The following is a 25,260-nucleotide window of genomic DNA, read 5'->3' on the forward strand; positions in this document are numbered from 1 at the left end:
GTTTTTCTGAATCAAATCAGTATTATACGCACCGCACCGGGTCGTTAGCTCAGTTGGTAGAGCAGTTGGCTTTTAACCAATTGGTCGTAGGTTCGAATCCTACACGACCCACCATCTTCCCTTGTGGCGATGTAGCAGTGAGATTTTCCCAGGCAGGCAGCCGACAAGGTAGCCATCTGCAGAGAATCCTGGTCGCCAATATCAAGTGAAAAGAAGCCCGCCACTGGCGGGCTTTTTCGTTTCCGGCGCCGATGTGAGGGATTACCGTCTCTCACCTACGGCTCCACCCGCGTCCGGCGCGATGCAGGGCGTCGAGTTAACCTCCCGTGCGGTTAAAGTCGCCATCCGGCAGTCACTCGGGCCGGAGGCGCGATGGCACGCTTCCAATGCGGTTACTTTGTTCAGCGGATGCTCTGGCTCTGGGTATCAGGCGCAACAGCCGCGCCTGCTCATGCTCACCGTGCACCGGCGTAGGCCATTGAGTTCGACTCAAGTGTGTCTGCATGACGGACTGTCCTCGCGTCCTCGGCATGGCTCTTGGACTCCCCGTCCTGCAGCACCTGGACAGACCGCGTGAAAGGTGGTGGCGGTCATTACGTCATTCCGTGAAGTGAGGGTTCGGCGATGTGCCGGGAGCGTTTCGCGTCATGGGCAAGCGGCGGTATCGCTTTCGAGCGCCATCAGGCCAGCGGGGGATTTGGCGAGCAGACTATCGCGCAGGTGTTGGATTAACGCCCTGGCTGCCGGCGTGATGCGTCGATGAGGGTTCGAAAGTATGTACAGCACGGCGGCTTTTGGGCGCTCCGCTTTACACGTCAGCAGGAGCTTCCCTGTCCGTAGGTCCGCAATGCAGCTATATAGCGGTACACAGGCCAGGCCCAGTCCGGCGCGGGCGCCTTCGATCATCGACTGGTAGTCGGGAAAACACATTGCCACCTTGTGAACCGACCTTTCGGTATCTTCCAGTTCCCAGGGATGCGGGCCTGTGGCGGATCTCGTAAGAAGCAGATCCTGGTCATCCACCCCATCCAGTGCGGGAGGATTACCCAGCCTTTCGACGACGTCGGGACTTCCAACGATCACTCTTTCCAGGCGGGCCAAGGCTCTGGAGACGATGTCGGATCTGCGGCTCGATACGCCGTGGAGGCTAAGCGATATATCCAGCTCATTGTTCTCCAGATCCGCTTCATCATCAGCCTGGGTCAGGCGAATATCGACGTGCGGATGCTGTTCCTTGAAGGTGCGAAGTCCAGGGTAAAGCCAGTCCGACAACACGCGGGGGGCACATACGCTCAGAGGCCCTCGGGGCACACCGCCCGTTTCTCGCACGATCTGTTCAACCGCTTCGGCCGCCTTGAGGATGTCCAATGCATGACGGTAGATAAGTGAGCCGGTTGGCGTCAGCCGCAGAGCCCTCGGCTTACGAACGAGCAACTGCAGATCCATGCGTTTTTCAAGCTGAATGATCCGGAGGCTCAGATTGGATTTCGCGATGCCGGTGCGAAGGGCCGCTGCGGAAAAGCTGCCGGCTTGGACCACATGCACCAGCCAACAAAGGTCGGCGAGGTTGGCAGGTTGTAGCAGTACGCTGGTAAGTCGTGCTTTCTGGGACGACGAGTGATCGTAGATGGGACGCTGCATCGTGTCTATCTAGGAGAGCTTTGCGGTATCTTAGTCCGCTCTCGATATCGGGCCTTTTGCTGTGGCGGACGACGCTTTTGCCGAAAGGGACGTGCAGGGATCCATCAGGGTCGCCTGCCGCGCCGATAGCCCGGATGGGACGGAATGATGCAGAACAACCTCAACAATGCACCGAACATCCTCCTTATAGATGACTCGCCTGAAGACTTGAGGGGTGTCGTAAGGCTGCTGCGTCAACAGCCTTGGCGGCTATCGATGGCCAGCGACGCCCGGCAAGGATTGCAGCGCGCACTGGCGCTCAAACCTGACCTCATCCTGCTCGACGTCCACATGCCAGGCATGGACGGCTTCACGTTATGCCGGCTGTTGCGCGAGGCGCCCGCCACCTGTCGCACTCCCATCATCTTTCTGACCTCGGCGGGGGCTGTGGAAGCTCGCCTCGAGGGCTTGTCTCTAGGTGGTGTCGATTACGTCATCAAGGGCTGTGATCCCCAGGAAATCCTGGCGCGTATTCGCATTCACCTGCGGTTGGCTCCACGTGAGCCCGCGGTGGCCACGCCCGCCAACGACGTCGAGGCCGTCGACCCGGATGAAATTTCGCTTCGCGCGGCGATGCGTCTGATCGCCCAGCATCTCGACGAGGTGCCTTCGCTGGCGGAAATCGCGCGTAAGGCCGGCACGCATGAAAAGCGCTTGTCGAGCATCTTCCGTGAACGCCTCGGCTGCACGGTATTCGCCTACATTCGCGAGATCCGGCTAAATCGGGGGCAGGAGCTATTGGCGCAGAGTGCGATGGATATCCAGGACATTGCCGATCAGGTCGGATTTCGTAGCGCATGCAACTTCACGACGGCCTTTCGTGAGCGGGTGGGCATGACGCCCAGCCAGTACCGTCAGCAAGCGCAAAGCAAGCGACCCGGCCCGCTGGGAGAATGATGTACGGATGACGAGCAGGCTTGTCCGTGAGCTTCGTTTTCGCGGTTCGTCACGGGGGATGCCTATCTGGATAACCTGGTTGTGGCGTTTGTTCGGTCTGCCGGTTCTGCTGGGGAGCTTCAGCGCCTCGGTCTGGGCGCTGGATGCCTGCCAGGCCTCGCGCGTCGACTTGGCGCCGCGCGCGCAGATTTTCGAGGACGTCGGCGGCCAGCTCGATGCGGCGCAGGTGCTCGCGCTGCCCGCGTCGCGCTTCCAGCCCGCGACCCCGGATCGCCTTGACCAGGAATACAGCCATTCGGCCTATTGGCTCAGGTTCGAACTGTATAACGGCCACGCCGATGCCTGTCGCCGGTGGCTCACCGTGGGCGAGCCTCGCCTGCATGACATTCAGGTTCATATCCTGCGCACCGAGGGCTGGAGCCACCAGGTAGCGGGTGCGGCTTATCCGCTTGAGCAGTGGCCGGTCGCCGAGCGGCAGCCGGTGTTCGAGCTGCTGCTCGAACCGGGGGAACGCGTCCAGGTACTGGTGCGGGTGACCACGCCGACCTTGCTCCTGCTGCAGCCTGTCCTCTGGAATGAAACGGCGCTACTCACGGACCGGCAGTCGATCTCGCTGAGCGATGGGATCACGCTTGGGATCGTACTGCTGGTGGTGCCTTTCAGTCTGATCGTTGGCTGGATAGTGCGCTCACGGCTCCTGGCCGTTCACGCCGTGACTGTGTTCGCCTACGTATTGGTGACCGTGGTTGCCAGTGGCTACCTGATCCTCTTGCCCGGCCTACTGGACTGGAGCCTGCCCCTCTGGTCGGCGCTGAGCATTTTGTCCTTTCTGTGTTTCCTGGCGTATGTCCGGGAACTGCTGCAGGTGCGTCAGTTACCGAGGCTATGGCACGGGTTGTACCTCATGGTGCTGGTCGCCTTCATTGTGGCGAACCTCTGGGGGCTGCTGGTCGATTCGGTTCAGGGGCGCCCCCTCTCCGAGTGGTGTACGCGCGTAGCGGCTTATGTGCTCGTGCCCGCGTCGCTGATCGCAGCCTGGCGGCGGCGCCTCGAGCTCAGCTGGATGGCCTGGGCCGTGCCCCTTTTGCTGTTGGTGCAGGGCCTCGTGCGTTACGTTCTGCAGCTCGACACGTTGCCCTGGCAAGCCCGTGCCAGCGTACTCAGCCTGTCTTCGACCCTGCCGGGGGTCGCCATCCTCGTATGCACCCTGATTACGGAGGTCGTGCGCAGTCGGCGGCGTGAACGGCATGCACTGATGGCTTTGGAGTATCAACAGAAGGCCGAGCAGGAGCGGCTCGAAAGCACCGTCGAAATCCGCACCGGACAGCTACGAGAGTCACTGCGGGCGCGCAGCTCATTGATGGCGCGCATCAGCCACGATCTGCGCTCGCCGCTGGTCAGCATCATCGATCAGGCGCGCATGGCTCAGGCGGGGAGTGCCGAGGATTTCCCGCGCAAGGTGGAACGCAATGCCAGTCGGCAACTGGAGTTGATCGATGAGCTGCTCGAGTTTTCTCGAAACGAACTTCAGCAGTTGGAGTTGATTCTTGCGCCGGGATACCTCTACGGGTTTCTGCACGAGCTGCAGGAGGAAGCGGGCTTTCTAGCCTCGAGGCAGAACAATCGGTTCGAGTGCCTTATCGCCGACGATCTGCCGCCCTTGGTACGTGCCGATTTCCGTCGCCTGCGGCAGATATTGCTCAACTTGCTGGGCAATGCCGCCAAGTTCACCCATTACGGCGTGATCGTCTTCGAGGTGAGTTGCCAGACGGCTTCGGCCGAGCACGTCCTGTTGAATTTTAGCGTCAGCGACACGGGGATAGGCATTGATCCCAAAGCGCGTGAGCGGCTACTCAAGCCGTTTCAACGAGGCCAGGGCGTTGAAGGCTACGATGGCAGCGGTCTGGGCCTGTCGATCGTCACCCAGTTGCTCCAGGGCATGGGCAGCGAGTTGGAGCTACGGCGGCTGGAGCCCACGGGCAGCCGTTTCAGCTTTCAACTGTCCCTGGCCTGTGCGCACGAAGAAGACCTGGAAAGCAATTTCGTTGAAAGCCATTCACCCCAGGTCGAGGGGGAGGGGCGGCGCATTCTGGTCGTGGATGATTTACCGCAGAATCAGGAGTGGCTCTACGACCTGCTAACCGGGTATGGCTTTGAGGTGCAGGCGGTGGGTAGTGGTGCCCAGGCTCTTGAATGCCTGCAGAGCGAGCCCTGGAACCTGCTCATTTCGGACATGCGCATGCCGGGTATGGATGGCTGGGAGTTGCTCAGCGCGGTACGACCCCGATGGCCCGATCTACCCGTACTTCTCTATTCCGCGGCGCCCGCTTTGCGTCCTGCGCAAATGTCCGTTCAGCTGCGCTTCGACGCCTCCCTGCTCAAGCCCGCCACCAGTGGTGACCTTCTGGCCTGCGTGGACAGACTCAGTCGGGTGGGGGCGGCCAGTGAGACGTGAGTCCTGGGTCTTGTGCAGCGCATTGCTCTCTACCTCCGTCCCTGCGTTGGCCCAGGGGGACGCTCAGGTGCTCGAGCTCGAGGAGGTCAGCGTCATAGGCGCCAATCATCGAAATGAACGCGCCCAAGAGGTTCCCGTGAGCGTCACGGCGATGGATGGTGATGCAGGCCTGGATGATCTCGACGCCCTGTCGCAGCGCATTCCGGGGCTGTTGATGAGTGCCCCCAACCCGCGCTATGCCTCGGTCGGTATTCGCGGGCTGGGCTCGAGTTCGGCCAATGATGGACTCGACGGAAGCGTGGCGGTGTTCCAGGACGGCGTATACCTGGGGCGGCAGGGCATGATTCCGGCGGACTTCTCCGATTTCGAGCGGGTGGAGATCCTGCGTGGCCCGCAAGCAACGCTGTATGGCAAGAATGCCACGGCCGGTGCGATCAACCTGAGCAGCCGGCTGCCATCGTTCGTCGACGAGGGGCAGGGCGAAGTCAGGGTAGGGCAGGACGGTCTACGTCATTATCGCGCGAGCCTCTCCGGTCCGCTGATCGAGGACGTGCTGGCGGCCCGCCTGAGCCTCTACGACGTGAACAGGGACGGCGATGTCGACAATCGCTTCAATGACAAGCCACTCGATGAGCAAAATCGCCACGGACTCCGGGGGCAGTTGCTCTGGGAGCCCGGCGAAGGGTTTAGCGCCAGGCTGATCGCCGAGTGGGCGGTCCAGGATGAAAGCGCCGTGCTCACGGCCAGTCATCTGAGCGACACCACGCTTCAGCGCGCCGCGTACGTTGGCTACCGGCCATTGACGGTCTCGCCGTTTGCGCGCCGCGTTGAGCAGAACGATGACAACCGCCTGGAAACCTTTCAGCGTGGCCTCACCTTGCAGCTCGACCAGTCCCTGGACAATGGCATCACCCTGACGAGCATCTCCGGTTACCGCGACTGGTCGTACGACAGTCGCTACGATGCTGACAGCATGGCGCTCTCGGTGGCGCGTTCCGCCGTTGGGCTCGATCATCACCAGTTCAGCCAAGAGTTGCGTTTCGCACAGTCGCTCGGCGAGCGGTTCGACTACCTGTTGGGGGCCTACTACCTGCAACAGCGACTGGACCGCGAGGTCGACGTCGCATTTGGTCGTGATGCGGCGGCATTCTTCTTGGGCAACCGGCCGGAGATCGCCGCGCTTGGCATCGGTCCCGAGAGCGTACCTCCCTCGCTGCTGCAGGGCGCCATGCAACATTTCCGGGGCGGACAGGACAGCGACACCCAGACACTGTTCGGCCAGTTCACCTGGCGCCCCGTCGACGCTCTGGCAATCACGCCGGGGCTGCGTTACAGCCGCGAGCGCAAGCGCGGGGAGATTACCCGTAGCGTTGACGGCCTGGCGCCGTTGGGGCTCGATCCGGTCTCTCAACTGGGCGGGCAACTGCTGCGGGACATCGCCCTGGGTGGGGCCTACGCACGCAGCAACCGGATCAGCGAGGACAGCCTGTCAGGGCAACTGGCGCTCAGCTATCGATTCAATGACGCGCTTGTCGGCTATGTCCGTTGGTCCCGGGGGTACAAGGCAGGCGGCATCAACCTGGAGGTCGTCGGCGATGCCATTGCCCCGGTATTCGATGCCGAACGCGCCACGGCGCTGGAGGTGGGGCTCAAGAGCCGCTGGTGGAACGGACGGGCGTCGCTCGACCTGGCGCTGTACCAGACTGATGTGAACGACTACCAGGCGCTCAGCAACAGCGAGCCCGCCGACGAGCTATCCCCCCCGCTGCGCGACAGCCTGATCAATGTCGGGAAGGTACGCCTGCGTGGCGTCGAGATCGATGGCCGTGTGCAGCTCACGCCGCGCGTGGCGGGGTACCTGGGGTTGGCACTGAGCGACGCGCGTTACCGCTCTTTCGACAATGCGCCATGCCCGCCGGAAAGCGGGGCGCTGGTGTGCGATTTGTCCGGCAAGCAATTGTTCAATGCCCCGCGCTGGAGCATGGTCAGCGGCTTCGCCTATCGCCGGCCATTGGCGCCCGGACTGGCGTTGTTCGCCGCGCTCGACTACGACTGGCGCAGCGGATACTACGGTGTGCTGGAGCGAGGCGAGGGCAGCTATCAACCGGCCTATGGGCTGACCGATCTGCGACTCGGTATCGAGCGGGAGGACCAGCGCTGGGCAGTGGAACTGTGGGCGCGCAACCTGTTCGACGAGGACTATGCCAGCGCTTTCTACGCGACCCTGGGCTCCGGCGACTATGGCGTATTGCCGGGGACGCCGCGCAGCCTGGGTGTGTCCCTGCGCGGTCGTTACTGAAGCCTGCACTGGGGCGCTCTTCGCGCCACTCGCCAGCGGGCTAATCGGCTCCCTCGCACCGAATTTTCCCGATTTCCGCTGCGGCAAAACTCCCGTCCGGTCGGGCAAAATTGACCCGATCGGCGCGTACGTACACTCCGCGGGGCTTTCATCCCCAGCCAAGGCCTGGAGGTGGTTTCCCAATCTTCATGGAGTTGTACGATGCCAGTTCCTTACAAGGATTCCGTTCGTTCGGGTAAGCATCTGTTGTGTTTCGCGGTGGCGCTGGTCGGGTCCGGGGCCGCACAGTTGTCGCTGGCGCAGGTGTTGCCCGATGCCGGTCAGTTACTGAATGAGCAAAACCAGACGCGGCCGTCCCAGCCAGGTTCCACCCAGCCGCCTGCCGCTTTTGAACTGCCCTCGGATACGACGCGGCGCCCCGCGACGTCGGGTTTGCGCGTGCTGCTCAAAGCCATTCGCTTCAGCGGCGACACCGAGCTGGCGGATGCCGAGAATCTTCAGGAACTGGTCAAGCCCGTCCTGGGCAAGACGCTCGATCATGCCGGTCTGCAGCAATTGGTCGAGAGTCTCACGCACTACCTGCGCGGACGAGGTTATGTCCTGGCGCGTGCCTACCTGCCACGCCAGGATCTGACCGAGGGACAGCTGGAAATTGCGCTGATCAAGGGCCGTCTGCAATCCGGTACGTCGCGTATCGTGGTGAGCGGTAGCACCCGCACTGATCCCGAGCGCTTGCGGCAGATCGCCGATGCGGCGCTGCCCGAGAATCGAGTGCTGCGTGCCGAAGAGCTCGAGCGCGCCCTGTTGTTGATCAACGATCAACCGGGTATCAGCGCGCAGTCTGCGCTGGACGTGGGCGCCGAGCCCGGCACCAGCCGTTTGCTGATCAATGCCAAGCAGGGACCGCTTGCCACCGGCAGCGTGTCGGCCGACAACTATGGCAACCGCAGCACCGGTACCGCGCGTGCCAATGCGCAGGTCAGCCTCAATGATCCGCTGGGTATCGGTGACCAACTGAGCCTGGGCCTGAGCAAAAGCACGGGAACCGATATCGTCGGAGCGTCCTACAGTCTGCCGCTGACGGCCTCTGGCCTGCGGCTGAACGCTGCCGGCTCCTACCTGCGCTATGAAGTCGATCAGGAGCAGTTCCGTGCGCTGGATTTGCGCGGTAAGGCCCGCAGTGGCTCGCTGGGTTTGAGCTATCTGCTGATTCGTTCGCGTCTGCAGAACCTGAATCTGTCCGCGACATACGAATACAAGGCTCTCGAAGACGACGCGCTAGGCGTCAACCTGCGTGACCGTGAATTGAACAACGTCATCCTGGCGATGAGCGGCAATCGCTTCGACGCATTCGCCGGCGGCGGTGTCACGGAGGCCATGCTGGCGCTGACCCTGGGGGATCTCGACCTGTCCGGCAACCGCGACGACCAGTTCGCCGATCGTGTCGGTCCCGGCAGTGACGGGGGGTTCCAAAAGCTCAATCTCCGCCTGTCCCGACTGCAAAGCCTGGGCGCCGCCAGCCCCTGGACGCTGTTCGGTGGCGTTTCGGCGCAGTGGGCCAGCGACAATCTCGATTCTTCGGAGAAGTTTCTCCTCGGTGGCCCCGCGGGTATTCGCGCCTATCCAGTGGGGGAGGCATCGGGTGACCAGGGTTGGCTGGCGACGCTGGAATTGCGCCGCAATATCGACCTGAACCTGCCAGGCGTGGTGTTGCAGGGCCTGTCCTTCCTGGATACCGGCCGCATCTGGCTGCATGAGGATCAGTGGCCGGGCTCGATCAACAACGCGGGCGACACCAACCGCTACGACCTGCACGCCATCGGCTTGGGCGCCAACCTGTGGGCCGGCAACTTCAGCCTCCGGACCGCCGTGGCACGCACCCTGGACAACAACCCAGGACGCAGTCTCTCCGGTCTCGACGCCGATGGTCGCTCCAGCGACTGGCGAGGCTGGATCCAGGTCTCGTACGGATTCTGATTAAGCCCGTTGTTGCGGTCTCTACCCAAATTTAGGAGCACACCATGAAGCGCGCTTCGTTGAATCATCTTTATCGCCTTGTCTGGAGCGATGCCGATCAGGCGTTCGTTGCCGTTGCAGAACACGCCACGTCGCGCGGCAAGCGCGGCGGCACCATCGGCTTTCTGGCTGCCTTGGGCATGCTGGGCTGCGGGACGGCGCTGGCCGCCGACCTGCCCACCGGCGGAGCCATCGTCGCCGGCAGTGGCAGCATTTCGCAGAACGGCAGCCATATGGTGGTCGATCAGAACACCGGCAAGCTGGTCACCAACTGGAATAGCTTCGATATCGGCGCCGACGCCAGCGTGACCTTTCATCAGCCCGGCGCCAACAGCATCGCCCTGAACCGCGTAGTGGGCGGTGGCAATGCGAGTCAGATACTCGGCAAGCTCGATGCGAATGGTCAGGTATGGCTGCTCAATCCGAACGGCGTCGTGATCGGCAAGGGTGCCGAGGTCAATGTCGGTGGGCTGGTGGCCTCGTCGCTGCAGATCAGTGACCGCGATTTCCTCGCTGGAGACACCACGCTCAGCGGCGGTGCGGGCGCGGGCGCGGTGGTCAACCAGGGCACGGTGAATGCGATCCACGGCGGTGTGGTGGCGCTGATCGGCCCGCAGGTCGGCAACAGCGGCAGCATCCGCACCCCCGGCGGCAGTACCGTACTCGCCGCAGGTGACAAGGTCAGTCTGGATTTCCAGGGAGACGGTCTGGTCGGCGTCAACGTCGAGCGCGGTGTGCTTGACGCTGTGGTGCGCAATGACGGGCAGATCAGCGCGGATGGTGGCATGGTCGCGCTGAGCGCGCGCTCTGCGGACGCGCTGCTCAATAGCGTCATCAACAATACCGGCTTCATTGAGGCCAGGGGGTTGGTGGAGCGCGAAGGTCGCATCCTGCTCGATGGGGATGCTGAAGGCGGGCTGACTGAGGTCGCCGGTGTGCTCGACGCCTCGTCCCAGGACGGCAAGGGCGGCAGCATCGTGGTCACCGGTGAGCGCATCAACGTGGCTGATGCCACGCTCGACGCCCGTGGCGCGACCGGCGGCGGTACGATCGAGGTCGGCGGCAGCTGGCAGGGCCAGGATGCGTCCGTAGCCCATGCCACTCAGGTAACGGTGGAACGCAACGTCAAGATAAACGCCGATGCCACCCACACCGGTGACGGCGGTACGGTGGTGTTCTGGTCTGACGGCGACAACCGTTTTGCCGGTGACATCTCCGTTCGCGGTGGCGAGCAGGGGGGCAACGGCGGCAAGGCCGAAGTGTCTGGCAAGCAGACTCTGCAATATGCCGGCGTGACGGATGCCCGCGCGGCCAAGGGGCGTACCGGCGATCTGTTGTTGGATCCGACCAACATCACGGTCTCCGGTGGCAGCGGCACCAGTGGGAACTGGTCGACAGGCAACGGTAACGTCACGGTATACGAGAAGACGCTGGAAGAGCAGACCGCCAATGTGCTGTTGCAGGCCACGGATAGCATCCGTTTCGGGGACCTGAACCTCAACGGCGGCGATGGCACGATCACCCTGCAGGACGATGTCAGCTTCCGTGCAGAGGTCATCAATAGCAGTAGTAGTACCGCCACCGTCATCAGCTTCGCCAATAAAGACAACACGCTGGAGGTTTCCGGCAGTGGCAGCATCTACATGCAGGCCGGTGGTACGCGTACAGGCTCCATCGATGGGGTGTTCAACCTGGTTGCCAAGGGCGCCGGCGTAAACCCGGCACTCGCGGACCTCCCCGATCACAATGTTGGCGTGATCGGTAGTGGCACACCCGGTGCCGGCAGTATCACTCTGCTCGGCGCCGACGGGTTGACCATTGCGGGGTCCTTGACCACCGCCGGTGGTTACGTGCGCCTGTCGAGTGACTCCGATGTGGGCGGGCGTGGCGCGCTGACCATCGATACCCCGATCAACACCAACGGGGGCAATCTCTACCTGTCTTTCGGCACCACGTCCTATTCCGAGAGTATCGCGACCCTCAACGGCGATATCACCCTGGGTGCCGGCCGCCTCTATTTCGGCGATGCGATGGGTAGCAAGGGGCTGGGCGGTTCGACCGGGGAGAAGCGTCTGGCGGGGCTCTTGAGCCTCAGCGGTGACGTGAACTTCAACACGCCGCTCACCATGCTGGGCGGGGCCTCGATCTACACCGACGGAGCGATCAACTTCACCAGCACGGTGAAGCTGGACACCGGTGCCGACCTGCTCACGCTGCGCGCCAACAATGTCGACTTCACCCAGGCGACGATGCAGAACCTGTCCACGGCCAGCATCCGTCTCGAGCCCTACGACGCAACGACGAACATCCTGCTCGATAGCAGCAGCGGCAATGCGGGTGGCGGTATTTTCCTGGATAGCGATGCCCCCGCCACTGACATCAGCAAACTGGTTGGCATCCGCAATCTCACCATCGGCCGTGCCGACGGCACCGGCACCACCCAAGTCGATGCTTCAGGCTTCAGCTTCAGTGCGAACAATAACCTGTCGTTGCTGAACGGCAACATCCAGGTGGATGGCGCCTTGAGCAACAGCAACGCCAGTGGGCATGTCATCGCCCAGGCAGGCGTCGGCGACGTCGTCATCGGCAACGGCGGCACCGTGACGGCGCAGGGAACCGGCGATGCGGTCGTGCTGGTCGCCCAGCGGAACTTCGTGAACCAGGCGGGCGCAGACGCGCTTTCCGCCAGCAACGGCCGCTGGCTGACCTACTCCAGTAGCCCGCTGGATGACGTGCGTGGCGGGCTGGACGTGGCCTTCAAGCAGTATGCCGCGCACTATGGCGACAGCGTACTGGGCAGCGGCAACGGCCATCTCTATACCTACGCGCCCAAGGTCAAGGTGGAACTGCAGGGGCAGGTCACCAAGACCTATGACGGCAATGCCAGCGCGACGGTCAGCGATGACAACTTTGCCATGAGCGGGGCTATTGATGGCGATACCATTGATGTCCTTTCGTTTGGCGACGCCTATTACGCCGACAAGAATGCCGGCTCGGGCAAGCTGGTGACCGTGGACGATGTGACGGTGTCCGAAGCCAACAGCGGCGACGTCAAGGTCTACGGGTATCAGGTCGATGCCTCCAGCGTGAGCGGCGATGTCGGACAGATCGACCGCAAGGTGATCACCGCAACCGCCGATGTGGCCAACAAGACCTACGACGGCAGCACCAGTGCGGCGCTGAGCAACGTATCGCTGGTCGGTCTCGTCGACGGCGACGAAAGCAAGGTCGGCACCAGCGGCAGCAGCGGTGCGTTCATCGACAAGAACGCCGGGCAAGACAAATCGGTGAGCGGTTCGGGCATCGCTTTGACCGGCGAAGAGTCGGGCAACTACGCCTTCGATACCGACGCGCAGATCGGCACCGCGGACATCGACCGCAAGGTGATCACCGCAACCGCCGATGTGGCCAACAAGACCTACGACGGCACCACCAGCGCGGCGCTGAGCAACGTATCGCTGGTCGGTCTCGTCGACGGCGACGAAGGCAAGGTCGGCACCAGCGGCAGCAGCGGTGCGTTCATCGACAAGAACGCCGGGCAAGACAAATCGGTGAGCGGCTCGGGCATCGCCCTGACCGGTGAAGAGTCGGGCAACTACGCCTTCGACACCGATGCGCAGATCGGCACCGCGGACATCGACCGCAAGGTGATCACCGCAACCGCCGATGTGGCCAACAAGACCTACGACGGCAGCACCACCGCGGCGCTGAGCAACGTGTCGCTGGTCGGCGTCGTCGATGGCGACGAAGGCAAGCTCGGCACCAGCGGCAGCACCGGTGCGTTCATCGACAAGAACGCCGGGCAAGACAAATCGGTGAGCGGTTCGGGCATCGCTTTGACCGGCGAAGAGTCGGGCAACTACGCCTTCGACACCGACGCGCAGATCGGCACCGCGGACATCGACCGCAAGGTGATTACCGCAACCGCCGACGTGACCAACAAGACCTACGACGGCACCACCGCCGCGGCGCTGAGCAACGTGTCGCTGGTCGGGCTCGTCGACGGCGACGAAGGCAAGGTCGGCACCAGCGGCAGCAGCGGTACGTTCATCGACAAGAACGCCGGGCAAGACAAGTCGGTGAGCGGCTCGGGCATCGCTTTGACCGGCGAAGAGTCGGGCAACTACGCCTTCGACACCGACGCGCAGATCGGCACCGCGGACATCGACCGCAAGGTGATCACCGCAACCGCCGACGTCGCCGACAAGACCTACGACGGCACCACCACCGCGGCGCTGAGCAACGTATCGCTGGTCGGGCTCGTCGACGGCGACGAAGGCAAGGTCGGCACCAGCGGCAGCAGCGGTACGTTCATCGACAAGAACGCCGGGCAAGACAAGTCGGTGAGCGGTTCGGGCATCGCTTTGACCGGCGAAGAGTCGGGCAACTACGCCTTCGATACCGACGCGCAGATCGGCACCGCGGACATCGACCGCAAGGTGATCACCGCAACCGCCGATGTGGCCGACAAGACCTACGACGGCACCACCACCGCGGCGCTGAGCAACGTATCGCTGGTCGGTCTCGTCGACGGCGACGAAGGCAAGGTCGGCACCAGCGGCAGCAGCGGTGCGTTCATCGACAAGAACGCCGGGCAAGACAAATCGGTGAGCGGCTCGGGCATCGCCCTGACCGGTGAAGAGTCGGGCAACTACGCCTTCGACACCGATGCGCAGATCGGCACCGCGGACATCGACCGCAAGGTGATCACCGCAACCGCCGATGTGGCCGACAAGACCTACGACGGCACCACCACCGCGGCGCTGAGCAACGTATCGCTGGTCGGTCTCGTCGACGGCGACGAAGGCAAGGTCGGCACCAGCGGCAGCAGCGGTGCGTTCATCGACAAGAACGCCGGGCAAGACAAATCGGTGAGCGGCTCGGGCATCGCCCTGACCGGTGAAGAGTCGGGCAACTACGCCTTCGACACCGATGCGCAGATCGGCACCGCGGACATCGACCGCAAGGTGATCACCGCAACCGCCGACGTGGCCGACAAGACCTACGACGGCAGCACCACCGCAGCACTGAGCAACGTATCGCTGGTCGGCGTCGTCGATGGCGACGAAGGCAAGGTCGGCACCAGCGGCAGCAGCGGTACGTTCATCGACAAGAACGCCGGGCAAGACAAGTCGGTAAGCGGCTCGGGCATCGCTTTGACCGGCGAAGAGTCGGGCAACTACGCCTTCGACACCGATGCGCAGATCGGCACTGCGGACATCGAGCGCAAGCAACTCACCGCCACGGTGGATATTGCCGACAAGGTTTACGATGGTCTGAGCACGGCGATCATCCGTGATGTCACGCTCGATGGTGTCATTGAGGGTGACTCGGTTGGGGCGACGGGCGAAGCCGAGTTTGATTCCCCCGCGGCGGGTCAAGGCAAAACGGTGACAGTCGTTGAACTGCTGTTGTCCGGTGACGATGCATCCAATTACCAACTGGCGGATCAGCCGGTCACCGGGATGGCGAGCATCCAACCGCCGCTCTTTATCCCGGTCGGCCTGATCAACACACCGGAAGGCGCTAACGGCACGGGCACTGCGGTCAAGCGTCCCGACAATCAATCGGTTGAATTCGAGCCCGCCTCGGTGCTGCCGTTGCCTTCCACCGCGTTGTTCAGCGATACGCCCAACCTGCTAGCCAACCCCGCCAGCTTGGTGACCGACAACAGTCTGGTCCTACAGGACGCTGTACTTTCCGGTAACGGCCGAATGAGCCTGGCGATGACGGATGGCCGCTCCGAACCCGCCGTACGCAAGAGTCTGGATGTCTACAGCACGCGTGCCGGTGAGCCGTTGCGGGGGGTAGGGCAGTACGCGGCTGCCGACCTGGGCGATAGCATCACGTTGGAGCTGGCCGCCACGGGGAGTCGTCAGGTTCCTGTGATCCAGGGTTCCGGCACCCAGTCGGCGCGAGCCTCGGTTGCACTCGCCAATGGACAGAGTCTGAGCCTGCAGGTGACGATGATGAACGATGGTGTCCTGCTGGTGCAGGTCCCGCCGCAGGCGGTGGGCCTGGATAATGAGGTATTGGCTGCATACGGTCTCGCGGTCGCCAAAAAGCGCTTGAGTGTGAGTGTCCGCGATGTCGAAGCGGTCGTGATCGAGCATGCCCTGAGGCAGGCTGAAGTCACTGCCAAGACGCTCATCGAGGTGGCAAAACGCTAGGACGCTCCCCCTCTGGTGGTCATCACGGAGGGGGCTATGAACCGCCCCGGCTTTTGTGGAGGCCGTTTCGTTTAAGTCAGGCCGCCATGGCCTGACTTGCTTGTTGCTGGTGGAAGTTTGCCTCAGCCTCCGCGGGCGGGATATATCCGATTGAGCTCAGCAGGCGTTGGTGGTTGTACCAGTGCACCCATTTCAAAGTCGCCATCTCAACAGCTTCGCGGCTCTTCCATGATTGACGGTAAATCAGCTCGGCCTTGTACAGCCCGTTGATGGTTTCGGCCAAGGCGTTGTCGTAGCTATCGCCCTTGCTGCCAACTGAGGGCTCAATGCCGGCCTCTGCCAGCCGCTCGGTGTAGCGAATAGAGACGTACTGGCTGCCACGGTCGCTATGATGGATCAGGCTCCCCGTGCGATGTGGCTGGCGGGCATACAGGGCTTGCTCCAGGGCATCCAGTACGAAGTCGGTCTTCATGCTGGTACTGACTCGCCAGCCGACGATGCGCCGCGCAAAGACATCAATCACGAAGGCCACATACAGCCAGCCCTGCCAGGTCGAGACATACGTGAAGTCCGACACCCACAGCTGATTTGGGCGGTCGGCATGGAACTGGCGTTGCACACGATCCAGCGGGCAGAGCGACTTGTCGCCGGCCACCGTTGTGCGCAGGATCTGGCCGCGCCTTATGCCCTGTAATCCAGCCAGACGCATCAATCGCTCTACCGTGCATCTGGCAGCCTCGATGCCTTCTCGCCGCAGCTGCTTCCAGACCTTCACCACGCCATAGCACTGCATGTTGTCGTCCCATACGCGCTGGATTTCCAAGATCAATGCGTCATCGCGTCGAGCACGGCAGCAGCGCAGTGCCGGGTTGCGCTGCTGCGCCGCATGCTTGCGGTAACCGGACGGGGCGATCCGCAAGACACGGCAGATCGACTCGACCCCGAGACGGTCACGATGCTGATCGACAAAGGCCCTCAGGACTTGGTGCGGCGGTCGAGCTCCGCCTGGGCAAAATACGCACTGGCCAGGCGCAGAATCTCGTTGGCTTTTCGCAGCTCGCGATTTTCGCGCTCCAGGGCTTTGATGCGTTCACGCTCTTCAGTGGTCGGCCCAGGACGTTGGCCGGCGTCGGTCTGATGGCGACGAATCCAGCCATGCAGGGTTTGTGCGGCGCAGCCAATCTTCGGCGCTATGGCTTCAATGGCAGCCCACTCGGAGGGGTAGTCGTTCAGGTGCTCCAGAACCATGCGTACGGCACGTTCACGGACTTCAGGGGAGTAGGTCGTGGTCTTTCTCATGGCCTCATCTTCTCAAGAGTTGAGGCCTCCACGAAACCCAGGGCAGTTCAGCTATCCGAGGCATCGTTGATGAAGAAAAGCCCGGCCTAGCGCCGGGTTTTTTGCACTTTCCCCCGGGGCATGGACATCGTGTGAGCGATCGTCGGATATCCCCGCTTTGCGATGAGGTAGAATCGCCCTCCATCGGCAGTCGTACCCCAGGTGCAGTGAAGACATGACGCAGATCTCCGAACGCCTCTTGGTCCAGGCCCATCTCGATGCCAAGCAGCCCAAGCCGCTGACGGCCAGCGAGGAGCTCGAATACCGCCGTACCATCGCGGCGGAGCTGAAGGCGCGTAACGCGGTGCTGGTGGCTCACTACTATTGCGACCCGGTGATCCAGGCGCTCGCCGAGGAAACCGGCGGTTGCGTCGCCGACTCGCTGGAGATGGCGCGCTTCGGTACCCAGCACTCCGCGAGCACCGTCGTGGTCGCGGGCGTGCGTTTCATGGGCGAGACGTCGAAGATCCTCAATCCCGAGAAGCGCATCCTCATGCCGACCCTGGAGGCGACCTGCTCGCTGGACCTGGGCTGCCCGGTGGAGGCGTTTTCCGCATTCTGCGACCAGCATCCCGAGCGTACCGTGGTGGTCTACGCGAACACCTCGGCGGCGGTGAAGGCGCGTGCGGACTGGGTGGTGACCTCCGGCTGCGCGCTGGAGATCGTCGAGAGCCTGATGGACAACGGCGAGACGTTGATCTGGGGGCCGGACCAGCACCTGGGGCGCTACATCCAGCGCCAGACCGGCGCGGACATGCTGCTCTGGGATGGTGCCTGCATCGTCCACGAAGAGTTCAAGGCGCGTCAGTTGGCCGACATGAAGGCGCTGTATCCCGAGGCGGCGATCCTGGTGCATCCGGAGTCGCCGGAATCGGTGATCGAGCTGGCCGATGCGGTGGGCTCCACCAGTCAACTGATCAAGGCCGCGCAGACGCTACCCAACCAGACCTTCATCGTCGCCACCGATCGCGGCATCTTCTACAAGATGCAGCAGCTGTGTCCGGAAAAGATCTTCATCGAGGCGCCCACTGCCGGCAACGGCGCGGCTTGCCGCAGTTGCGCGCATTGCCCGTGGATGGCGATGAATACCCTGGAGCGCCTGCTCGACTGCCTGCGCAGCGGCAGCAACGAGATCCACGTCGATCCGGCACTGATCCCGCGGGCGGTGCGTCCGCTGCGGCGCATGCTCGACTTCACCCGTGACGCGCGCGTGCTCGCCACGGGTAACGCCTGAGCGCGGCGTCAGTTCATCAGATCCTTGACGGCGCGCTCTTCCTCGCGCAGCGCCTGCTGGCGCGCGTCGATGCGCGAGGCCAGTGGGAAGTTGGAGCTGGCGCGGCGCTTGGCGAGCTCCAACTGGTCGATGGCCTGTTTGTAGTCGCCTACCAGGGCGAAGTACTCGGCGCGCGCCTGGTGCACGCCGATGATGTCGCCAGCCAGGCCGCGGGCCTCGGCCACTTCGTACCAGATGTCCGGGTCTTTCGGTCGTTGCTCCAGCAGGCCTTCCAGGGTCTTGCGCGCGGCCTGAGCCTGGTTGCGCTTGAGCTGCAGGTCGGCTTCCGCCTGTAGCACCGGATAGCTGTCGGGGTATTCCTCAAGCAGGCGCTTGATGTGCTTTTCCGCGTCATCGAGACGATTGGCGGTGAAATCCAGCTCGACCTGCGCCAGGTTGTAGGTGCGGTCGTTCGGCGAGCTCTCGAGTAGCGGCGCCAGGGTGCTTTGCGCTTCGTCCAGTTGCCCGCCGCGGGTCAGGGCCAGGGCCAGACCGTAGCGGGCGGCGTCGTTCTGCGGATTTTCCTGCAGTTGCGCACGGAAGCGCTTCACCGAGATGCCCGGGGTGCTTTCGAAGATCAATTGCGTGCGGGCGCGCATCAGTTGGTATTGCAGACTGTCCTCGCGACCACCGGGGGGGAATTGCGCAGCGCGGTTGCGGGTGTCGGCGATACGCGAATCGGTCACCGGGTGGGTCATTAGGAATTCCGGCGGCTTGGCGTCGTAGCGATATTGGCGCGCCAGGCGCTCGAACATGCTCGGCATCGCGCGGGGGTCGTAGCCCGCAGCCTCCAGGTTGGCGATGCCGACGCGGTCCGCTTCCTGCTCGTTCTGCCGGGAGAAGCTCAGCTGCGACTGGATCGCTGCCGCCTGGCTGCCGGCGATGGCGGCGATCCCCGCGTCCCCGGCACCCGCTGCCGCGGCGACGATCCCCGCGAGCATCGCTGCCATCAAGGGCACCTGCATGCGTTTCTGTTCCGCGACGCCGCGGGCGAAGTGGCGCTGCGCCAGGTGGCCCAGTTCGTGGGCGAGCACCGCGGCGTACTCGGCCTCGGTCTCGGCGCTCAGCAGCAGACCGCCATTGACGCCGATGATCCCGCCGGGCGCGGCGAAGGCGTTCAGCTGATCGCTCTTGAGCAGGATGAATTCGAAGCGGCGGTCCTGCACCTGGCTGGTTTCCGCCAGGTGATAAATGGTGGACTCCACATAGGCCTTGAGCTGCGGATCCGAGAGCAACGGTACCTGGCTGCGCAACTGGGCCAGCCAGGCGCGACCGAGCTTGTATTCCTGCTCCGGGGAGACGATCGCCGATGTCGAGTCGCCCAGGGAGGGCAGATCGTCGGCGAACGTAGGCAGGGCGATGCAGCAGGCGAGGGTCAGCAGGGCAGGGCGCAGGAATCTCATGCACAGGGCTCTGGATCGAGTGGAGAGCTACTTTAAGCCTTGTGCCCGGCACCTGGCCAGGGTGGCGGTCGGCTGGGGTATGCTTGTGCGCTGTTTCAGGAGGTTGTAGATGACCGCTCCCCCCCTCAGTGATGCCCAGCTCGACGCCTCGGGCCTGGCCTGTCCGCTGCCGTTGCTCAAGGCCAAACTGGAACTCAATCGGCTGGAATGCGGCCAGGTATTGGCGGTGACTGCCACCGATGCGGGTTCGCAGCGGGACTTTCGTAGTTTCGCCAGGCTTTCGGGTAACGAGCTGTTACACGAAGAGGCGCACAATGGCGTGTTTCGCTATTGGCTACGCAAGCGTTGAGTCAGAATTGCGCGCCGGAATGCGGGGTGGTCTCTGATGTTCAAGGTTTTTCGCGGGTGGTGGCAGCGCTACTTCTCCGATGAGCAAGCGGTGGTACTCGGCTTGCTGCTGGTGGTCGGCTTCGCCGTTGTGCTGGTGTTGGGCGGGATGCTCGCGCCGGTACTTGCCGGCCTGGTGCTGGCGTTTCTCATGGAAGGGCTGGTGGCTGCTCTGGAGCGCTTGCGCCTGCCTCGGTTGCTGGCGGTCTGGGTGGTCTTTCTGTTGTTCCTGGGCGCGTTGGCGCTGGTCTTCGGATTGCTGCTGCCACTGCTCTGGCAGCAGGTGATCACCCTGTTCAACGAGTTACCGCGCATGCTCGGCGAGGGCCAGCGCTTCCTCTTGCTGTTGCCCGAACGCTATCCGCAGTTGGTCTCCGACGAGCAGGTACTGCGTGGCATCGAGTCGCTGCGTGGCGATATTGGGCGCTTCGGCCAGTGGCTGTTCACGTTTTCCCTGTCCAGCCTGCCGACGCTGGTGGCGGTGCTGGTGTACCTGGTGCTGGTGCCGATCCTGGTGTTCTTCTTCCTCAAGGACCGCGAGCTGATCGGGCGCTGGTTCCGTGGCTATCTGCCGACCGAGCGCACGCTGATCCGCGAAGTCTCGCTGGAGATGAATCGGCAGATCGCCAACTACATCCGTGGCAAGTTCATCGAAATCGTCATCTGCGCGGTAGCCAGTTATGTCGTCTTCGCGGTCATGGGGCTGAACTACGCGGCGCTGCTCGCGCTGCTGGTGGGGGTGTCGGTACTGGTGCCCTACATCGGCGCTGCGGCGGCGACGGTGCCGGTGGCCGCCATCGGGTTGTTCCAGTGGGGCTGGGGCGACCAGTTCATCTACCTGATGCTGGCCTACGCGGTGATCCAGGCGCTGGATGGCAACGTGCTGGTGCCGCTGCTGTTCTCCGAAGCAGTGAACCTGCATCCGGTGGCGATCATCTGCGCAGTCTTGTTGTTCGGTGGGCTCTGGGGCTTCTGGGGCGTTTTCTTTGCGATTCCCCTGGCCACCCTGTGCAAGGCGGTGCTGGATGCCTGGCCGCGCAGCACCATGCCGGCGAGCTAACGGGACAGCTGAACGAAAAAGGCCGCAGTCACCTGCGGCCTCTTGGGCGGAGCGGGGCTGCTAGAGCGCCTGTGCGGCGGCCAGCACGGCGTCCACGTGGCCGGCGACCTTCACCCCGCGCCACTCCTGGCGCAGCACGCCCTCGCGGTCGATGAGGAAGGTGCTGCGCACGATGCCCATGTATTCCTTGCCGTAGTTCTTCTTCAGTTGGTAGACGCCGAACAGTTCGCAGAGCTCGTGATCCGGGTCGCTGATCAGCTCGAAGGGAAAACCCTGCTTGGCCTTGAAGCTCTCGTGCTTCTTCAGGCTGTCCATCGATACGCCGAAGATCAACGTATCGGCCGCCTGGAAGTCGGCGAAGCGGGCGGCGAAGTCCAGGCCTTCGGTGGTGCAGCCGGGCGTGCTGTCCTTGGGGTAGAAATACAGCACCACCTGCTTGCCGCGCAGCGCGGCGAGGTTCACCTGCTGATCGCTGGTGGCGGTGGCCTGGAAGTCGGGTACGGACTGGTCGATGGCGAGGCTCATGGGCGTCTCACGGGTTCTGCGGGCGCCAGGGTTCGATCAGGGCGTCCAGGTTGAGGGCGTCGGCGAAGTCCAGGAACTGGTCGCGCAGCCAGCTGATCTGGGTGCCGGCGGGCAGGGTGACGGTGAGCGTGCCGTTGAGCATCAGGCTGCCGGTCTGCGGGGCCAGGTAGGTATCGCAGGTCAGGTTCTCCAGGTCGATGTGGTGGTCGATGAAGAACTGGCACAGCTCGGGAAGAATGTCCGCGCGATAGGCGGCGCTGACGTAGACGACGTAGGGCAGGGCCTGGGGACGATTCTCCAGGCCGCCGCTGCGGGTCATGTCGATGATGAAATCGTTGCGCTTGGCCAGGGCCGGCAGTGCGGCTTCGAGTCGCGCCAGGGCGTCCCAACTGCCGGAAACCTGCAAGACCAGCGCGCTGTATTCGCCGTGCCGGCTCAGGCGCGAACTGACCACCGAGCAGCGGCTGTCCTGGGCTGCGCGGCAGAGCAGGCTGGTGAGCTCCATGGGGCTGCGACCGAGGGCGCTGACGACGAGGAATTGTTCGCGAACGGGCAGGGTGGACATGCAGCTTTCCTAGAACGATAAGAGGGCGGCAAGCGGGCGCCGCACGAAGGCGAAAGGGTAACCAAAAGCGAGGCGTAGGGGAATGCCGGGGCGGCGGAGGTCTGCTTGTGTGGGCCAGGTATCGCCAGTACCATACGGCTCTTTTCCTAGGCGGCAGGAGTGGTTTGCATGATTGCGGGCAGTATGGTGGCACTGGTCACGCCCATGGATGCGCAAGGCAGCGTGGACTGGGACAGCCTGAGCAAACTGATCGACTTCCACCTGCAGGAAGGCACCAACGCCATCGTCGCCGTGGGGACCTCCGGCGAGTCGGCCACCCTGAGCGTTGCCGAGCATATCCAGGTGATCGAACGCGTCGTGGCGCTGGTTGCCGGTCGCGTTCCGGTGATCGCCGGTACCGGTGGGAACTCCACCCACGAATCTGTCGAAATGACGGCCGCCGCCAAGCAGGCCGGCGCCGATGCCTGCCTGCTGGTCACGCCCTATTACAACAAGCCGACCCAGGAAGGGCTCTACCAGCACTTCCGGCACATTGCCGAGGCCGTGGACATCCCGCAGGTCCTCTACAACGTGCCCGGCCGTACCGCCTGCGACATGCTGCCGGAGACCGTCGAGCGCCTGTCCAAGGTTGCCAACATCATCGGCATCAAGGAAGCCACCGGTGATCTGGAGCGTGCCCGCGAGGTGATCGACCGCGTATCCAAGGACTTCCTGGTGTATTCCGGTGACGATGCCACCGCCGTCGAGCTGATCCTGATGGGCGGTCGCGGCAACATCTCGGTGACCGCCAACGTTGCGCCGCGTGCCATGAGCGAGCTGTGCGCTGCCGCGATGCGTGGCGACGCGGCGATGGCTCGTGGCATCAACGACCGCCTGATGCCGCTGCACAAGGCGCTGTTCATCGAATCGAACCCGATTCCGGTGAAGTGGGCGCTGCACGAAATGGGCATGATCGCCGAAGGCATCCGCTTGCCGCTGACCTGGCTCAGCCCGCGCTGCCAGGACACCCTGCGCCAGGCCATGCGCCAGACTGGCCTGCTGGGTTGAGGAGTACGCAATGAAACAGATTCTTGGCCTCTCCACCCTGGCCCTGGCCATCGCTTCGGTTTCCGGTTGCGGCTACCTGTGGGGTGAACACGGTTACTTCCGTGACCGCGGCAACGATTACCTCGAAGCACGCCAGACCGCGCCCATGCAGGTTCCGGCCGACCTTTCCAGCAAGCCGCTGGACCCGCTGCTGCCTGTGCCCGCCAACGTGCCCGACCTGCGCGCCGACAACGATTTCGAAGTACCGCGCCCGCAGGCCCTCGCCAGCAGCGGCGAGCCCAGCGACTACAGCGTGCAGGGCAGCGGTGACAACCGCTGGCTGCTGGCCCAGCGTGGCCCGGCCCAGGTCTGGCCGGTAGCGCTGCAATTCCTCCTCGACAACGGTTTCCAGGTTGCCGAAGAGCGTCCGCAGACCGGCGAGCTGATCACCACCTGGCAGCGCCTGGACGAGCTGGCCATTTCCTCGCGCCTTCGCGAAGAGCTGCCGGCCAACAGCGAAACCCGCGTGCGCTTGCGCATCGAGCCGGGCGTTCAGCGCGGCACCAGCGAAATCTACCTGAGCAGCGTGTCGCGCCCCCAGGGCAGCAGCGAAAACGTGGATTTCCCGGCCGCTGGCGGTGGTCTCCAGGTCGCCCTGTTGCAGCAGTTGCAGGCGGGCCTGGTGCGCAGCGCGGAGGAGGGCGGTTCGGTTTCCCTGCTCGCCGCTCAGGACTTCGATGCGCCCAGCCGTGTGGTCCTCGGCGAGGACGGCAATGGCAACCCGGTGCTCAACCTGAATAGCGACCTGGATCGTGCCTGGTCGGCGGTGGGGCGCGCCCTGCAGCAAGCCGACGTGCGTGTCGACGACCTCAACCGCAGCCTCGGTCTCTACTACATCGACCTTTCCCAGGGCGCTTCGCAGCCCGATCGTAAGCCAGGCTTCTTCTCCCGCCTGTTCAGCAGCGAGCCGAGCAAGGAAGAGCTCGAGGCCAAGGCCGATCGCTACCACGTTCGGCTGACCGAAGTCGGCGGCAGTGTGCAGGTCTCGGTCGAGAAGAACATCGACACCCTGGCTCCGGAAGACGTCTCGCGTCGCGTGCTCGGCATGCTGCGCGATCACCTGGGCTAAGCTCCGCGGAGCTGATGACAGGGCGAAATCCCCCTAGGGATTTCGCCCTTTTCCTTTCTATTCAATTCACGGATAACCGCAGCATGAGCGCCTCCCCGCTGAGCCTGAAGAAAATCTATTCCGGCAAGGTCCGCGACCTCTACGAAATCGACGACAAGCGCATGCTCATGGTGGCCAGCGACCGTCTCTCCGCCTTCGACGTGATCCTCGACGATCCGATTCCCGGCAAGGGCCAGTTGCTCACCGCGATCTCCAACTTCTGGTTCGCCAAGCTGGCAGGCCTGGTGCCCAACCAGTTCACCGGCGAACAACCGGAAGACGTCCTGCCGCAGGCCGAGTGGCCCGCGGTCGCCGGCCGTGCGGTGGTGGTCAAGCGTCTCAAGCCGATTGCCGTCGAAGCCATCGTGCGCGGGTACCTGGCCGGTTCCGGCTGGAAGGAATACGGCAAGACCGGCGCGGTCTGTGGCATCGCTCTGCCGGCGGGACTGCAGGAAGCCTCCAAACTGCCCGAGCCGATCTTCACGCCTTCGACCAAGGCGGCGGTGGGCGATCACGACGAGAACATCTCCTTCGCCCAGTGCGAGCAGGTGATCGGCGTCGAACTCGCCGCCCGCGTGCGCGATACCGCCATCGCCCTGTACAAGGCCGCCGCCGAGTACGCCGCCAGCCGCGGCATCATCATCGCCGATACCAAGTTCGAATTCGGTCTGGATGAAGACGGCACCCTGTGCCTGATGGACGAGGTACTCACCCCCGATTCCAGCCGCTTCTGGCCGGCCGACAGCTACCGCGAAGGCAGCAATCCGCCGAGCTTCGACAAGCAGTTCGTGCGTGACTGGCTCGAGTCCACCGGCTGGGACAAGCAGGCCCCCGCGCCGCGCATTCCGGCCGAGGTGGCCGAGAAGACCGCGGCCAAATACCGTGAAGCGCTGGAGCGTCTCGCGGGCTGAACCCTTAAGCGCAACCCGCTGAAAGCGCGTGAAAAAATTCGCGCGGCGGGGTTCGCCAAATGCGAATGAGCTGGTATCATGCGCGCC

Annotated in this window: 16 protein-coding genes, 1 tRNA gene and 1 other annotated feature; of the genes, 12 read left to right on the top strand and 5 right to left on the bottom strand. The window is 63.6% G+C overall.

Going from position 1 to position 25,260, the window contains the following annotated elements:
- The first annotated feature begins 38 nt into the window (after positions 1–38).
- Positions 39–114: transfer RNA gene (locus ACYRGX_RS10150), tRNA-Lys, on the top strand.
- Between the two features lie 531 nt (positions 115–645).
- Here the strand turns inward: ACYRGX_RS10150 and ACYRGX_RS10155 are convergent.
- Positions 646–1,641, bottom strand: coding sequence for a LysR family transcriptional regulator (locus ACYRGX_RS10155; protein WP_473056436.1), 996 nt, complete (start codon positions 1,639–1,641; stop codon positions 646–648).
- A 147-nt stretch (positions 1,642–1,788) separates the two neighbouring features.
- On the opposite strand from ACYRGX_RS10155, the gene ACYRGX_RS10160 reads away from it, so the two are divergent.
- The 5 genes from ACYRGX_RS10160 (at position 1,789) to ACYRGX_RS10180 (ending at position 15,517) form a co-directional block, all read left to right on the top strand.
- Complete coding sequence (locus tag ACYRGX_RS10160) at positions 1,789–2,577, top strand: helix-turn-helix domain-containing protein (protein ID WP_473056668.1); 789 nt, start codon at positions 1,789–1,791, stop codon at positions 2,575–2,577.
- Positions 2,578–2,656: 79 nt separating this feature from the next.
- A complete protein-coding gene (locus ACYRGX_RS10165; protein ID WP_473056437.1) occupies positions 2,657–5,032 on the top strand; it encodes a hybrid sensor histidine kinase/response regulator in 2,376 nt (791 codons plus the stop codon).
- A 136-nt stretch (positions 5,033–5,168) separates the two neighbouring features.
- Positions 5,169–7,331, top strand: a complete 2,163-nt coding sequence (locus ACYRGX_RS10170) for a TonB-dependent receptor (RefSeq protein WP_473056438.1) — start codon at positions 5,169–5,171, stop codon at positions 7,329–7,331.
- Positions 7,332–7,532: 201 nt separating this feature from the next.
- Positions 7,533–9,308 carry a ShlB/FhaC/HecB family hemolysin secretion/activation protein gene (locus ACYRGX_RS10175; protein ID WP_473056439.1) on the top strand — a complete coding sequence of 592 codons (1,776 nt, stop codon included), beginning with the start codon at positions 7,533–7,535 and terminating at the stop codon, positions 9,306–9,308.
- Positions 9,309–9,352: 44 nt separating this feature from the next.
- On the top strand, positions 9,353–15,517 hold the full coding sequence (locus ACYRGX_RS10180) for a YDG domain-containing protein (RefSeq protein WP_473056440.1): 6,165 nt from the start codon (positions 9,353–9,355) through the stop codon (positions 15,515–15,517).
- Positions 15,518–15,593: 76 nt separating this feature from the next.
- On the opposite strand, the gene ACYRGX_RS10185 is transcribed toward ACYRGX_RS10180, so the two are convergent.
- Positions 15,594–16,816 (bottom strand): IS3 family transposase gene (locus tag ACYRGX_RS10185; RefSeq protein WP_473053591.1). Its coding sequence is split into 2 segments (ribosomal slippage): positions 15,594–16,531 and positions 16,531–16,816, totalling 1,224 coding nucleotides; the frame shifts between segments, so codons are not numbered across the junction.
- Positions 16,422–16,538: a sequence feature (AL1L pseudoknot), on the bottom strand. It overlaps the preceding gene by 117 nt.
- A gap of 214 nt (positions 16,817–17,030) precedes the next feature.
- On the opposite strand from ACYRGX_RS10185, the gene nadA reads away from it, so the two are divergent.
- Positions 17,031–18,089 (top strand): quinolinate synthase NadA, encoded by a 1,059-nt coding sequence (gene nadA, locus ACYRGX_RS10190; RefSeq protein ID WP_473056441.1) that lies wholly within the window; start codon positions 17,031–17,033, stop codon positions 18,087–18,089.
- A gap of 8 nt (positions 18,090–18,097) precedes the next feature.
- On the opposite strand, the gene ACYRGX_RS10195 is transcribed toward nadA, so the two are convergent.
- On the bottom strand, positions 18,098–19,531 hold the full coding sequence (locus ACYRGX_RS10195) for a M48 family metalloprotease (protein WP_473056442.1): 1,434 nt from the start codon (positions 19,529–19,531) through the stop codon (positions 18,098–18,100).
- Positions 19,532–19,640: 109 nt separating this feature from the next.
- On the opposite strand from ACYRGX_RS10195, the gene ACYRGX_RS10200 reads away from it, so the two are divergent.
- Both ACYRGX_RS10200 and ACYRGX_RS10205 read left to right on the top strand, forming a co-directional pair.
- Positions 19,641–19,880 (top strand): sulfurtransferase TusA family protein, encoded by a 240-nt coding sequence (locus ACYRGX_RS10200; protein WP_473056443.1) that lies wholly within the window; start codon positions 19,641–19,643, stop codon positions 19,878–19,880.
- Positions 19,881–19,916: 36 nt separating this feature from the next.
- Positions 19,917–20,978, top strand: a complete 1,062-nt coding sequence (locus tag ACYRGX_RS10205; protein ID WP_473056444.1) for an AI-2E family transporter — start codon at positions 19,917–19,919, stop codon at positions 20,976–20,978.
- Positions 20,979–21,038: 60 nt separating this feature from the next.
- Here the strand turns inward: ACYRGX_RS10205 and ACYRGX_RS10210 are convergent, their stop codons facing one another.
- Positions 21,039–21,503: a peroxiredoxin gene (locus tag ACYRGX_RS10210; RefSeq protein WP_473056445.1), complete on the bottom strand. Its 465-nt coding sequence runs from the start codon at positions 21,501–21,503 to the stop codon at positions 21,039–21,041.
- Between the two features lie 7 nt (positions 21,504–21,510).
- The gene (locus ACYRGX_RS10215) at positions 21,511–22,068 is read right to left on the bottom strand and encodes a glycine cleavage system transcriptional repressor (RefSeq protein ID WP_473056446.1); all 558 of its coding nucleotides are present in this window, start codon (positions 22,066–22,068) and stop codon (positions 21,511–21,513) included.
- Positions 22,069–22,236: 168 nt separating this feature from the next.
- On the opposite strand from ACYRGX_RS10215, the gene dapA reads away from it, so the two are divergent.
- The 3 genes from dapA (at position 22,237) to ACYRGX_RS10230 (ending at position 25,173) form a co-directional block, all read left to right on the top strand.
- Positions 22,237–23,115: a 4-hydroxy-tetrahydrodipicolinate synthase gene (dapA, locus tag ACYRGX_RS10220; protein WP_473056447.1), complete on the top strand. Its 879-nt coding sequence runs from the start codon at positions 22,237–22,239 to the stop codon at positions 23,113–23,115.
- A gap of 10 nt (positions 23,116–23,125) precedes the next feature.
- Positions 23,126–24,223, top strand: a complete 1,098-nt coding sequence (bamC, locus tag ACYRGX_RS10225; RefSeq protein WP_473056448.1) for an outer membrane protein assembly factor BamC — start codon at positions 23,126–23,128, stop codon at positions 24,221–24,223.
- Positions 24,224–24,306: 83 nt separating this feature from the next.
- Positions 24,307–25,173, top strand: a complete 867-nt coding sequence (locus ACYRGX_RS10230; RefSeq protein ID WP_473056449.1) for a phosphoribosylaminoimidazolesuccinocarboxamide synthase — start codon at positions 24,307–24,309, stop codon at positions 25,171–25,173.
- The last annotated feature ends 87 nt before the right edge of the window (positions 25,174–25,260 follow it).

This window comes from Pseudomonas sp. R4-15, from assembly GCF_055768815.1.